Genomic DNA, 13,943 nt, shown 5'->3' on the forward strand with positions numbered 1-13,943 from the left:
TGAAAAGGCAGGTCCACATCCTGTCATCCATACGTCTCTTGAGCGCTGGCAGTGCGGTAACGGCCCCGCGAAGAGCTTCGATCGGGCCGAGATAACCGCCAAAAGCGGTTAACTCCCCTGCGAAGAGCTTCGATCGGGCCGAGATGACCGCCAAAAGCGGTTATCGACCCCGTGAAGAGCTTCGATCGGGCCGAGATAACCGCCAAAAGCGGTTATCGGACCCACGAATAGCCTCGATCGGGCCGAGATAACCGCCAAAAGCGGTTATCGGACCCACGAAGAGCATCGATCTGAGCGAGATAACCGCCAAAAGCGGTTAACGGCCCGCGAATCGAAGAGGCTCAATGCACAAAGACAAGTACCCCATACGTCTCTTTGGCGCCGGCTACGAGAAAATATGCAAAGTAACGTGTCCCATCCCTCTCTTGAACGATACTTCCGCCGCTCCGGCTCCGCGCTCGGCTCCGGGCGTTAAATCCGCCACTCGGGATCCTCCGAAGAAGAACCGAATACTTTGGGACCTTGCGGCGCCGTTGCAGGTCCGTCCGGCTCCAGCGTCACGCCGATCGCTTGAATGCGCGGCGTATCCTCGCCCAGCGGCAGCGTAAGGATGCCGATGCCCGACGATGCCACCTTCATCGATCCGGCGCTCGTTCGCGCCCCGTCGTTCCATAGCCACACTTGATAGGCTTCGCTGCCCTCCGTCTCGGGCGCGCCGAACAGATAGACGATCAGTTGCTTGCTGCGCTCGGAAGTGTCGACGACGCAGGCAAGGCCGTACGCGCGGGGATAATCCGTCAACCGGCCGGCCGATCGGTCGGCGGCCAAATGAAAGACCGATTCGATGCGGTCCGGGGAGATCTGCGCCTGGGACTGCTCGGAACGAAGCGAATGCAAGATATCTCTGCCCCACCAGCCGGCCGAGACCGCGAGCAGCAGGAGGGCAGCAGCCGCCAACCGGCGGCCGAATCGGCGACGGACGGGCGACGCGGAGTACGGCTGGACGGCCGGTGGTGCGACTGGGGCGGTCGGTGGTGCGACGGGGGCGGCCGGCGCATCCAGCGAAGCCATCACTTGAAACTTCAGGTCCTCCGGCGGGTCCATCAACTCCATGTCGCGATATAGTCCGTTCCACGTATCGCTCCAAGCGGCGGCATCCGCGCGGCACGATGCGCATTCGGAGAGATGGTGCTCGAATCGTTTGCGCGCCAGGTCGGTTCCCTCTCCCAGCATATAATCGACGAGCCCTTCGCACGGCGGCGTCTCCTTGCGTTGATCCATGACTAGCCCTCCTCCCTCATGCCCTGCAAATGACGCCGCAGCATGCGGAGCGCTTGATGCAGGCGGTTCTTGACGGTACCGATCGGTTCTTCGCCCATCGCGGCGATCTCCTGGAGCGTATAGCCCCGCCAGTACAGGAGATCGATCACTCGCTGCTGCGCGACGCTGAGGCGGCTCGCGGCCGCGCGCATCTCCGAGTATTCCAGCCGCCGGATCGCGCCGGCCTCGGGATCGTTCGCCTCGGCGTCGCCCGAAGTCCGAACCAGTTCGTCCATCGGGACGTTGGTGCGGTGTCGGCGCTCGCGCCTTAGCACATCGATGGAGACGTTGCGGGTGATCGTGATGATCCAGCTCGCGAACTGGCCTTTGTCCGCGTCATATTCGGCATGCGTCGTCCACAATCGCGTAAATACGAGCTGAACGATCTCCCGGGACAGGCCTTCGTCTCCCGTCGCCTTGTTCGCGAACGAATAGACCAGCCGGACATAACGATCGTAGAGCTGCTCTAAGGCGTCTCTGCGCCGCTCCCGGATCAACCGCATCAGTTCGGCCTCGCTCGGATGGGCCATCGATGCGCACGCTCCTTCCAACCGATGGATGATAGCTATTGGGATCCTCTTAGCGGAAAAAGCAACGAACAGGAGGAATTCCTGTCCGTTGCCGCAAGTCAGGACGGCTCCACCTCGATGGCGCCGGTCATGAAGGGATGGGGACCGCATGCGTATGTATAGGTCCCCGCTTTGTCGAAGGTCACCTTCACCGTCTTGTCGGTATCGATGAGCCCCGTATCGAACGATTGATCGTCCGCGACCGCCGAATGCGCCACCTCGTCGCGGTTGACGAACGCGACTTGATCGCCCGCGTGAATCTTGATCTTGACGGGGGAGAACGCATAGTTCGCGATCTCGACGGTAACGGTCTTGCGGTCGTTGTCCTCCGTCTGCGATGCCGATGCGGAAGACGAAGTCGACGGACGGGGCGAGGCGGTCGGCTTCGCCGAAGGCGTGCCGACGCCGGATGGCGATGGCGTCTTCGCCGGACTCGCCGACGGATGCGCCGTATGCGGGGATCCGCTGGGCATCGGCGACGCGGTCGGCTTGGGCAACGCGGAAGCCGTAGGCGAGGCGGACGGGGCGGCGGATGGCGACGGCGAAGCCAATTGCGAAGCTTCGGACGAGGCGGATGGCGACGGGGCTGGCGTCGGGCTAGTCTCTCCCGCTGCGGGCGGTCCGGCATCCGATGCTCTCGGCGAAGCCGAAGACGAAGACGACGGGGTGGCGGGCGCGGATGCCGATGGCGATGCGGCTCGATCCGGCCCGGAAGCGCAAGCCGACGTCGCCAGCGCCAGCGCGGCGACGAGGGCTAAACCCGCGGCCCGGACGCGGAAGGAGCGCCGTCGGTCCGGGCGTTCCCCTGTCGCCGGCGTCATGACGAAGCTCTCCCCGCCGTCGTCCCGTCGAATTTCGCGGGATCGATCACGAACCATACGCCGCCGATGCCTTGCCCGTAAGTATCGCCGCGTTCGGCATCCTTCGCGAAGTAATAGAGCGGATAACCCTTGAAGGTCGACTGCTTCGCGCCGTCCTCTCTAACGATCTCCCCGAAGTCGGACGGCTTCAATCCGCTCGGCACGGTCGCCGCATCCGCATGGAACGCCGGCCAGTTCGCCAAGCAAGCGCCGCTGCAGACGCTGGAGCCGCTCGGATCCTTGTCGAAGTAGTACAGCGTGCGCCCTTGGGTATCCGTCAAGTAGTTGCCCAGCTTGGCGTCGGTGCCGATGGACGTCGTGTAGAACGGCTTTTTGATCAAATACCAGACGCCGCCGACGCCTTCGCCGAACGTATCGCCCGGTTTGTCTTTGACGAAATAGTAAAGCGGCCAGCCTCGATAGGTCACTTGCTTCGTTCCGTCCGCCCGAACGTGGACGCCGAAGTCCTTCGCAGCCAGTCCGTCCGCTACGATCAGCTTGTCGGCGGAGAATACCGGCCAGTTCGCCAGGCAGCCGTCCAGACACGCCTCAAGGCTGACGGTATCCTTCGTGAAGAGATACAGGGCGCGCCCTTCGCCGTCGGTCAGGAAAGTCGTCCCGTCGGCGGCCCTGCTCGCGTCGATGCGGCTTGCGGTCAGCCCTGCCGTCCGGTCCGGAGCGAGCGCGCCGGCCTTCTCCAGCTTGCGGGCCAACGTATCCTCGCCGCCCTTAGGCTTCGCTTGCAGCGCTTCCACCAGCGCGACGCCGAGATCGCGGTTGGTCAGCTCGCCGACCCCGGCGATCCGGCGAAGTCCCTGCCCGGACGCGAACGCGAGCGTATCCGCATAGGCGAAGTCCGAAGCCGACGCGTAACCGAGCGCTTCCAGCATGACTTTGTACAGCTGCTGGGCGGTGATCGGAGCGTTCGGATCGAATCGCCCCCCGGTCGTCCCCTGCCAGCCTAGCTCGGGATGAGCCTTCAGATAGGCCAGGATCGGCTTGCCCGAGACGCCGACCGCGGATGCATCGGCGAACGAGTCCGTGCCCGACTCGCCGAGCGCCTCCGCTTCCTTGCCGAGCAACCGGAGGTACAGGATCGCCGATTGCAGACGCGTGGCGCGTTTGTCCAGATAGGCATCGGTCACGCCGCCTCCGTCTCCCTTCAACACGCCCAGATTCGCGGCGAGTTCGGCAGACGTGGACGCTTGGATCGGCGCCACTTCCCGTGCGGCGGCGTCCTGCGTACCTCCCTCCGCATACGCCGCGAACGGCGCAATCGCCATCGCGGCGGCCGCGATCAAGCCGATGAACGCGCGAGCTCTTTTCCTCATAACGGAAGCTCCCTTCGTGGTATGAATCGAATGCCACTGAAGGTAACGGAGCCGCGGGCGATCGGGTTTGATTCTTTCTTCAAAAAAATAAAAACCGTTCCTGCGTAGAAGCGGAACGGTGGAGCTGGCTGGGATTCCGGCGCGGCGCTACGCCTCTTGCGGCAGCTCCGAGGGGACGAACAACCGGGCGACGTCTCCACCCAGCGCATCGCGCCTCTTCAAGTCCCGCAAGAACGCCGCGAAATCGATTCGCGGCTTCCACCCCAGCACCCGCTCGGCCTCGGACAAGTCGTGCTGCTCTACTTCTTCCGGCAGCGGAATCTCGTATTTGTCGAGCAGCGCGGCGGCGCCGGGCACCTGCTGTTCGCACCACGCGGGCCCCCGTCGGCGGAAGTCGCTCCGGACCTGCTCGGGCATGCCGTGATCGGTATGGACGATCGTCCGGAACAATGCGAAGGCTTGCCGATCCGCGGCTTCCAAAGCCGCCAATGTCGCGGATGCGACGTCCCGGCGGTCAACGCCGTTGCGGAGCAGTCTCGCGCCGAACTCCAGATAAGGCCTGGGGATGAATTCGTGGTAGCGGAGCATCGCGATCGAAGCGCCCGTCATTTCTTGATACGCCCGGCATAGATCTTCGCCGATCACTTTGCTCACGCCGTACACCGATCCGAAGCCGTAGGCCATGGACGATGCGTAGACGATGGATCGAACGCCCGCTCTTCGGCAAGCTTCCAGCACGTTGTACGTTCCGTCGACGTTCACGGCGAAGATCGTATCGTCGCTGACCGGCGGCTGATGGGCGCAATGCCAGGCCGCCAGATGAATGACGCCCTCCATGCCCTGTACCGCTTCCCGAACGTCCGAGCCCGTGCGCGTGTCGCAGCGCACGAATTCCGCGCGCTTCAAGCCGTCCGCGGCAGGCGGCATCACGTCGGCCATCCGGACTTGATGTCCCGCTTGAAGCAAAGCGCGGGATACGGCCTGTCCGCCGTTGCCCGAGGCTCCGGTTACAAGCACTCTCATCCCAATCCCTCCTGCCATCAAGGTTGATTCGCGCTTGCTGCATCTGAGAAGTATATTAGCCCACAATCGGAAAATTCGATAGTACGCACATCAAGGATAGTAGGTCGATTCTTCGGACGAAGGGGCGAATCCGCCGCAAGCCGCGCGCAAACGAACGATCCCCTGCGCCCGAATGCGCAGGGGATCGAAATGGACAAGGTCTCGCCCGGACGGCCGATCAGCCCTTCACGCCGCCGACCATCATGCCCTTGACGAAATATTTCTGCAAAAACGGATAGACCATGATGATCGGCAGGGAAGCGACGATCGTCATCGTGGCCCGAATGGACAGCGGCGTGACCGTATTCTGCTGGGCTCCGCTGGCGCCGCTAATCATCCCGTCTAAACTCGAGGTTCCCGAAGTGGTGTTGGAGTTCTGCAAGATTTTCTGAAGCTCGTATTGCAGCGTGCTTAGATTGATATGCGAGGAATTGTACAAGAACACGTCGAACCAGGAATTCCATTGGAACACGCCCGAGAACAAGGCGACCGTCGCCAGCACGGGAAGCGTCAGCGGAAGCACGATGTTGAAGAAGGAACGGAAATCTCCCGCGCCGTCGATCCGGCCGGATTCCAGAATGCTTTCCGGCAAGTTCTCGATGAAGGAGCGAATGATAATGAGGTTGAAGACGCCGATCAGTCCCGGCCAGATGTAGACCCAGAAGCTGCCGAGCAAGTGCAGGTCCCGAATGAGCAAATAGTTGGGAATGAGCCCGCCGTTGAAATACATCGTCAACACGAAGGCGATCGTGATGAATTTGCGCAGCACATAGTCTTGTCGGCTGAGCGTATATGCCACCATGGCCGAGCAGAACACCGTTGTCACCGTGCCGATCACGGTTCGCAGGACCGAGATGAGCGTGGCATGGAAGATCGTGGATTCCCTAAAAATATAGCGGTAGTTATCCAACGTCCAGACCCGCGGAAACAGGTAGATGCCTCCTTTGATCGAGTCCTGTGCGTTGTTGAGCGATACGGCCAAAATATTGATAAACGGATAAAGCGTGACGATGATCAGCAGAATCATAAAGGTGTAGTTGCAATAGTCGAAAATCCGATCGCCGGTCGAAGTTTTGATCCGGCTACTCGTCTTTCTCATCGCTCCGCTTGTCGCCGCATTGTTTTCCAATGAACGTCCCTCCCCTCAGAATAATCTCGATTCGCCGGCGCGTTTGGCGATATGGTTCGCCGCGAACAACAGCGCGAAGCTGACCACCGTCTTGAACATGCCCGCCGCGATCGAAAGGGAGAAGTTGCTCTGGGCAATGCCGTACCTCAACACGAAGATGTCGATATTCTCGGAATAGTCGACGTTCATGCCGTTGCCCAGCAAATATTGCGGCTCGAATCCCGATTCCAGCAAATACCCGATGTTCATGATCAGCAAGACGACGATTACGGACTTAATGCCCGGCAGCGTAATGTACCTCATCCGCTTGAACCGGCTCGCGCCGTCGATCTCGGCGGCTTCGTATTGCGAGGGATCGATCGTCGTCATCGCCGCCAGATACACGATGGTGTTCCAGCCGATATCCTTCCAGACCGAGCTCGCCCCGAAGATTCCCCAGAAGTACTCGGGAATGCCCAAGAACAGAATTTCGTTGCCCTTATCGATAAATCCTAGCCAGATGAGCATCTGATTGAGGATGCCGTCCGGCGACAGGGTCGTTTGGATGATGCTGGCCGCGACGACCCAGGAGATAAAGTGAGGCAAATAACTGATTGTTTGGACGATTCGTTTGAATGCGACTAGCCGAATCTCGTTCAGCAATAGCGCAAGCGCGATCGCCGTCACGAAGCCGAGCACCAGATTGATGGAGCTCATCGCGAGCGTATTTCGAAGAACCCGTAGGAACCGCTCGTCGCCGAACAGAAACTTGAAATGCTCGAATCCGATCCAGGTCTGATCCCGGAATCCCAGGGCAGGCTTATAATCCTGGAAGGCGATCGTCCAGCCCCATATCGGAACGTACTTGAAGATAAACAGCCAGATCAAAAAAGGAACGGACATCAATACCAATGCCCGCTGACTTGCCAGCTTGACGAAAAACAGCCGCACTCCCTTCGGTTTTTTGTTCAACGACCGATCGGACGCCGTCAGTATCGCTTTCGTCTCCATCCTTCTCTCTCCTTCCAATGCCGACGCGTTGAACGATCGTTCAGGGAAGACCGGCCGTCAGACCGGCCTTCCTCGAACGGTTAGGATTGACCTTTAGCCGCATCGACCTTATTCTTGACTTGCTCGGTCGTCCACTTCTCGTATCCCGCCGTATCCAGCTTGCCGAATTCCTTCAGGAAGTCGTTCCAGATCGCATCGAATTTGTCCGGCGAGGCGAGCGCGAGCTTGGGGTAATACTTCTTCGTCAGTTCGTCCTTCTTCGTCTCCCACATCGCTTCCGGAGAATTGGCCTCCTTCGCGAAACCCCATGCGGGATACCAAGGCCGATCGATCGGCTTCGCGAATAGCTGCGTGTAGGTTTGAATGCCATATTTGTCTAGAATTTTTTTATCCGCTTCCGTCAGGCTCATCTGGAACACCTCGGGCTGATACCCGACGCCTTTGGCATTGCCGTCGGAGAGGGTCGAGTTGGCGCTGTAGGTCGGCCAGTTCCAGCTATAATACTTGAAGCCGAACTTCTCGTTGAACGCTTCGTCGATTTTGTCGATCTGCTCCTTCGTGCGATAGTAGCGGCCTTGTTCGTTTACTTCATACGTTTCGCCCTTGATTCCCCAGGAGACCAGGATCTGATTCTCTTCCTTCAGCATGTTGTCGAAGTACTGGATAATCCTTGCCGGGTCCTTGGCGCTGACCGTAATCCCGATCCCGCGGTTGGTGACTAAGCCTCCCAGTCCGTCGACATAAGCGTCAGGCGTATTCTCGTCGAACGTAATCGGCAGCGGGAAGTAGTTGTAGGCATCCTGCGAAGGATCCTTGCGGGCGGCGTCCTTCAGAACGTTGAGCGCGTTCTGCACCTGCCACCTCTGGTCGAAGAATCCGAGTACCTTGTGCGAGGTCAGCTTCGCGATATACTGGTCGTAATTGTCGACGAAGGAAGCTTTATCGAGCAGCCCTTTGGCGTTCAGGCCGTTCAACGCTTGCAGCCATCTCTTCGCGGCGTCGGAAGCCGCGTAAGTCTTCGCTTCCAGCGTGTTCACGTCCACCGTGACGTTGCCGTCGTTCGGATAGCCCATGAGGTGCATCGGCGGGTTGGATGTCGCGAAGAAGCGCCAGTCGTGCGTCAGCGTGACCATGCCGGTCAGGCTCTCGTCCTTATGCTTGTTCGTGAAGTCTTCGATCAGTTTCAGGTACTGATCCAGCGTTCTGACCTTCGGATAGCCCGCCTCCTCCAGCACGCGGCGCTGAATGTAGAACGCGGCGCCCGGCTCCGGGTCCGGAACGAAGTCCCCGACTTGGGAGGATATCGGCAGGATGTATAGCTTCCCGTCCTTGGCCCTCATCTGGTCCAGATTCTTCCCGTACACCCGCTTGATGTTCGGGCCGTACTTGTCGATCAATTCGTCGAGCGGAATAAACGCGCCCGCGTTCAGCACTTCTTTTATTGCCGCGTCAGGGATCAGCACGTCCGGGTACTCGTTTGAGGCGATCATCGTGCCGATCTTCGTATTGAGGTCGCCCACCAGAAACTCGAGCTTGAAGTTCACGCCCGTCTGGTCTTCCAGCATCTTGCCGATCGTCGTCTCGTTCGTATTGCCGTCCTTGGAGCCGGCCACTCCGTTGAAGATCGTGAAAGTTACCTTGTCTTTCTTGGGTTCGGAGCTGGCGTCGCTAGACCCCGGACTGCCGGTCCCCGCCGCGGTGTCGTCGTTGTTCTTCTTGTTGCCGGAACAGGCCGTCGCAACGGAGAACAACAGGACGGCGGTGAGACCCAGCAACGCAATCTTCCTTTTTTTCACCGAATGTTTACCCCTCTCATACGTTTTCTCTTCTTTCTCCTTCAGTATAAAAGCGGTTACAACCTTCGATTACCCCTGCAACTATAGATTCTGCTTTTAAAATTATACATTCGCGTTTTCTCTCGGAATTTCGAATACGATGTCAGTTCCTTCCCCAGGACGGCTGTCGACGGCAAACCGGAATCGATCCCCATAGAGGAGCTTAGCCCGATAGATCACGTTCTGAATACCGATTCTCTCGCCCATCGTCCCCTCCATGCCGAGGTAGCCATAGATCTTATCCACCTGCTCTTCGCTCATCCCGACTCCGTTGTCGCGAACGGAAAACCGCAAGATTTCCTTCGTCACGGCTATCCGGATCTCCATTCGCCCGCCCTGCTTCATAGGCTCGATACCGTGCATGCTCGCGTTCTCTACGAAGGGGAGGAACAGCATTTTGGGAATCTCGCAACCATACGCTTCCGGGTCGACGTCGATCCGATAGTTCAGGCGGTCCTCGAATCGATACTTCTGAATATCCAGGAAGCAGACGATGAACTCCAATTCTTCGTTCACCGTGATCCGGTCCTTGTTCCAGGTCAGCGAGCTGCGGAAGATTTTGGCCATGCTGTGGATGATGCCGGCGGTCTGCCGCTCGTCTTTGAGCAGGCTGCGCATTCGGATCGTCTCCAGCGCATTAAACAGGAAATGCGGATTGATCTGGCTTTGCAGCGCGTTGAGCTGGGCCTGGCGCCGTTCGAGCTCCAGCGACTTCTTCTGAAGCTCCGCCCCGTAGACGTCGTCGATTAACGATTTAATCTGCAGGGTCATCCGGTTGAACTCGAGCGTCAGATGCCCGATCTCGTCCCTGGAATCAGCGGCTCGAATCGTCTCGAAGCTTTGGCTCCGTACTTTTTTCATATGCTTCAGGATTTGCACGATTCGCACGTTGAAGGAACGGGTAATGACGAGAATGATGACCGTCGGGATGACCATCATGACGCAGGCGGACCCGAGAATAAAGTCGCGGGATTTCCGCACCTCCCGGATGACCTCGTCCGCCGCGACGGTCCCTACGATTCCCCAACCTCTCAAATAGCTGGTGACGCCGTAATCGGTCGCGAATTCGATCGAATGCTCCGTGTTTAGCGATGCGTACGCGACTTTGGGACTGGCCCGCCAGTCGATCGCGGGGTCGGTCGTGAACTCGATCTCTCCGGACGGATTCAGCAGATACATACTCCCCTGCATGTTCAGATTGCGGAACAATTCGTCCAGGTCTACCGTTTTGAAGTCGATCTTGACCGCCTTCTCCCGCGGGAACCGCTCCGAGTAGTAGTCCATGCGGCGAATAAGCGAGAAACAGTCGAAGCGCCCGTCGGCCGTCTCCGTCCGGACAAACGCGGGTTGCGAAGGGGCGTTTCGAAGCGCTTTGTACCATGGCATCCCGCGAACATCGTCGGACAGATCGCCGACATTCCCGGAATGCAGCAATGTCGGATTGTCTGCGTAGATCGTCACCTGCTGCAGCGACAGAGCGAGCGGGGTGTAGTTGTTCAGCATGCGGCGCAAATAAGAGTCGTACGCCTCCACGTAATCCGCCGAGTTCTCGAAATCCTTGTCCAGAATCTCGTTTGTTCCGAAGTCCGTGTAAAAAAACGAGGACAATCCTACCGCAGCGTCGACCTGCGCGCGAAAGTCGTTCTTGATCTGCTCGATGGCCTGATCGATATCCTGGATTCGTTGATCTCTCACGTTGTCCGTGATCACGCGATAGAAGATGGCATTGGTCAGGACGATCGGCGCGAACACGCACAGGAAATAAACAAGCAGCATCTTGTTGCGCAGCCGGATGTTGTTTAGCAGCCGATTCATGGAGTTCCTCTTTTCCGTTAGCCTTCCGAATCGACGTTCAGGCGATTGCGGTATTCCGTCGGGGTCATCTTCTCCAGCTTCTCGAATCTCGTTACGAAGTAGTCGGCATTGTTGAACCCGACCCGATCGGCCACTTCATAAACGCGCAAGCTGCTCTGCCGAAGCAGCCTCTTCGCCTCCGCGATGCGCAGTTGGAGAACATAGTCGTTAAAGTACACGCCGCAGTGCTTCTTGAATAGCTGCCCTAGATAAGCGGAGTTCATGTAGAAATGGGCGGCCGCGCTTTTGAGGGTCAACGGCCGGTGAAAGTTCTGGTCCACGTAGCATATGATCTGCCGGATACCGCATCTGCCGTGGGTCCGATAAAGTTTGTTCAACAAAGCGGCGGCCTCGAAAGTGTAAGCCTCGAACAAGCGCCTGAGCTCTCCTAGCGTCACGTTATAATCGGGCCAGCCGATGACGGCTTCCATCCCCGCGAGTTCCTTCTCGTCTCCCTCCGCTCTTCGGACGGCATGCGCGATTCCGAGCGCGCATTGAACGATAGCCGCCTTGATCGCTTCCGGCGAGAAGCGGTCGTCTTGGAACGAAGCGAACATGCGGTCCAACGCAATGAGGATCGCCTTCTCGTCGTTCTCTTCGATCGCCTCCATCCATTCGCGATACGTCTCGTCCTCCAACTGCCGATGATGGAGGGTCGTTCCTTCGATCTCTTCATGAAGAAGAATAGGCGTCTGAGGTCTCCAATATTTGTAGACCATCGCTACCCGTGCCCCGATATAAGACCGGTTCAGTTCGCGCAACGAACCGACGGCCGGTCCTACGTACACGCGGAAGTTCAAATCCAACCGTTCGTTAAGCCGGCCGAGCATGGCCGCGAAAAAGGATCGGTCAGCGCCGCCGTACTCGGTCAGATAGAGATCGGGAACAAGCAATCCGATTGCTTTTCGATGCTCGTACAGAACGGGCTCGCGGGTGGCGGACGCCGCTCCGATAACCGCGGCCCGGATGGCGGAGCGACGAGTTTCCGGAGGCGGCAGCGTTCGGTCGTTCCAGGGCAACGCGTCGTTCCATTCGACCAGGGCATATTGGAAGCGCAAGGCACCCGCTTCCCTCCAAGACGATTCCCACGCCTGCAGCTCCGACGAAACGTACTCGCCCCGGATCGCGGCCTCCAGCCGCTTGTCCTCCGTTCGCGAGCTCCCCGCATCGCGCCATCGCTTCTTCGCCTCCAGCTTGCCCCGAATCTTCGCCAGCGCCTCCGTCGCATCATCCGGATCGACCGGCTTCAGCACGTAATCGGACGCTCCGTGTCGCAGGGCCTGCTGGGCGTACTGGAAGTCGTTATAGCCGCTGACGATCATAAACTCCGTATCGAGCTTCTGATCCGCGGCAGTCCGAATAAGTTCGATCCCGTCCAACTCTGGCATCCTAATATCGGTCACGACAAGATCCGGCCTGCGATCCCGAATCAACGCGAGCGCGTCTTCCCCGTTTTCGGCTTCGCCGATCACTTGGAATCCGCTCTTCTCCCAGTCGATCAATTGGATCAAGCCTTTGCGAACGTAGTATTCGTCGTCGACGACGATCGTAGAATACATAACGGCAGCCTCCTTCACGGTTGGAACGAACTTCTATAGAATTTAGGGGTAAATGCTAGAATTTGTACACGGCCTGCTATGCTATGATGTGGCCAAACGACGATTGGAGGTTGGCTCATGGCATGCAAGACGAAAGGCTCCTACGAGACGGGCGAATATCGGAACTTGTTCCTGGAAGCGGGATATAAGGAAGAGGAGATCGACGCCAAGCTCGACCAAGCGTGGAGCGAGCTGTTCGGCGGCGATCCGGACGTCCGCATCTATTATCGGGTCGGCGACGACATGGGCTACATCCTGGATACCGGCAACTCGGACGTTCGCACCGAAGGCATGTCCTACGGGATGATGATGGCCGTTCAAATGAATAAGAAGGACATCTTCGACCGGCTCTGGAACTTCTCCAAGACGTACATGCAGCATACGGAAGGCCGATACAAAGATTATTTCGCCTGGCATTGCAGGCCGGACGGTACCCGCATCTCCCAAGGGCCGGCTCCCGACGGGGAGGAATTCTTCGCGATGGCGTTGTTCTTCGCTTCGAATCGGTGGGGGGACGGTCAGGCGCCGTACGATTATGCCGGACAGGCGAGAACGATCCTTCGCGCCTGCGTGCATCAAGGCCGGGACGGCGAAGGCGATCCGATGTGGGACCCGGCGACCCGGCTCATCAAGTTCATCCCGGAGTCTCCCTTAAGCGATCCGTCCTACCATCTGCCCCACTTCTACGAACTGTTCGCGCTATGGGCCGACGAACGGGACCGTCCGTTCTGGCGGGAAGCCGCCGCGGCGAGCAGAGCCTACTTGCGCAAGGCCTGTCATCCGGTTACCGGATTGTCTCCGGAATACGCCCATTTCGACGGAACGCCGTCGGGACCGCAGCCACATGGCGACTTCCGCCACTTCTTCAGCGACGCCTACAGGGTCGCGGCCAACATCGGCCTCGATTGGGAGTGGTTCCGAAAGGATCCGTGGCAAGTCGAGCAATCGAATCGCCTTCAGCGATTCTTCCGCGATATCGAGGTGTCCGACTACCGCCGGTATCGTCTGGACGGAAGCCCCTTCGAGGAGCCGGCCCTGCATCCGATCGGCCTGCTGGCGACCAACGCGGCGGCCTCCCTCGCCGCGGACGGTCGGGATGCCGCTCCATTCGTGCGCAAGTTCTGGAATACGCCGCTGCGGACCGGCACTCGTCGCTATTACGACAATTGCCTTTATTTCTTCAGCCTGCTTGCTCTTAGCGGCCGCTACCGCATCTATTAGGAGGGCAAGACGATCGGCCTTACAGCTTCGTCCAGGTCTCTTCGACCCTGTCCGCGATGTCCGCTTCCGATTAACCGAGCTCGCGGAATACGTTCCGGTAAGCGCCGGTGGCGAATGCGCCTTATCCCTGTTCCAGCTTGCATCCCCCTTCGCATCGCGCCCTATGCCCTAAGC

General features: G+C 58.9%; 11 protein-coding genes. 1 reads left to right on the forward strand and 10 read right to left on the reverse strand.

Annotated features, from left to right (window positions below; genetic code table 11):
• Positions 1-471: 471 nt before the first annotated feature.
• The 10 genes from H7C19_RS17425 to H7C19_RS17470 form a co-directional block, all read right to left on the reverse strand.
• A complete protein-coding gene (locus H7C19_RS17425) occupies positions 472-1,281 on the reverse strand; it encodes an anti-sigma factor (RefSeq protein ID WP_185143976.1) in 810 nt (269 codons plus the stop codon).
• 2 nt (positions 1,282-1,283) lie between these two features.
• Entirely contained in the window at positions 1,284-1,850 is a 567-nt protein-coding gene (locus H7C19_RS17430) for an RNA polymerase sigma factor (protein ID WP_185143943.1), read from the reverse strand.
• Between the two features lie 98 nt (positions 1,851-1,948).
• Positions 1,949-2,710 carry a cupredoxin domain-containing protein gene (locus H7C19_RS17435; RefSeq protein WP_185143944.1) on the reverse strand — a complete coding sequence of 254 codons (762 nt, stop codon included), beginning with the start codon at positions 2,708-2,710 and terminating at the stop codon, positions 1,949-1,951.
• Positions 2,707-4,080 (reverse strand): hypothetical protein, encoded by a 1,374-nt coding sequence (locus tag H7C19_RS17440; protein ID WP_185143945.1) that lies wholly within the window; start codon positions 4,078-4,080, stop codon positions 2,707-2,709. The genes H7C19_RS17435 and H7C19_RS17440 overlap by 4 nt, the downstream gene beginning before the upstream one ends.
• Before the next feature lie 147 nt (positions 4,081-4,227).
• A complete protein-coding gene (locus tag H7C19_RS17445) occupies positions 4,228-5,103 on the reverse strand; it encodes an NAD-dependent epimerase/dehydratase family protein (protein ID WP_185143946.1) in 876 nt (291 codons plus the stop codon).
• Positions 5,104-5,320: 217 nt separating this feature from the next.
• Entirely contained in the window at positions 5,321-6,241 is a 921-nt protein-coding gene (locus H7C19_RS17450) for a carbohydrate ABC transporter permease (protein ID WP_185143977.1), read from the reverse strand.
• A gap of 45 nt (positions 6,242-6,286) precedes the next feature.
• Positions 6,287-7,261, reverse strand: coding sequence for an ABC transporter permease (locus tag H7C19_RS17455; protein WP_185143947.1), 975 nt, complete (start codon positions 7,259-7,261; stop codon positions 6,287-6,289).
• 80 nt (positions 7,262-7,341) lie between these two features.
• Positions 7,342-9,057, reverse strand: a complete 1,716-nt coding sequence (locus tag H7C19_RS17460) for a type 2 periplasmic-binding domain-containing protein (RefSeq protein ID WP_185143948.1) — start codon at positions 9,055-9,057, stop codon at positions 7,342-7,344.
• Between the two features lie 102 nt (positions 9,058-9,159).
• Entirely contained in the window at positions 9,160-10,911 is a 1,752-nt protein-coding gene (locus tag H7C19_RS17465) for a sensor histidine kinase (protein WP_185143949.1), read from the reverse strand.
• A 17-nt stretch (positions 10,912-10,928) separates the two neighbouring features.
• Positions 10,929-12,509 carry a response regulator transcription factor gene (locus H7C19_RS17470; RefSeq protein WP_185143950.1) on the reverse strand — a complete coding sequence of 527 codons (1,581 nt, stop codon included), beginning with the start codon at positions 12,507-12,509 and terminating at the stop codon, positions 10,929-10,931.
• Positions 12,510-12,626: 117 nt separating this feature from the next.
• Here H7C19_RS17470 and H7C19_RS17475 point away from each other — a divergent pair, with 117 nt between their 5' ends.
• Entirely contained in the window at positions 12,627-13,769 is a 1,143-nt protein-coding gene (locus H7C19_RS17475; protein ID WP_185143951.1) for a family 8 glycosyl hydrolase, read from the forward strand.
• Positions 13,770-13,943: the final 174 nt, after the last annotated feature.

The sequence above is a fragment of the Cohnella nanjingensis genome, from assembly GCF_014212125.1.
GTDB classification, from domain to species: Bacteria; Bacillota; Bacilli; order Paenibacillales; family Paenibacillaceae; genus Cohnella; species Cohnella nanjingensis.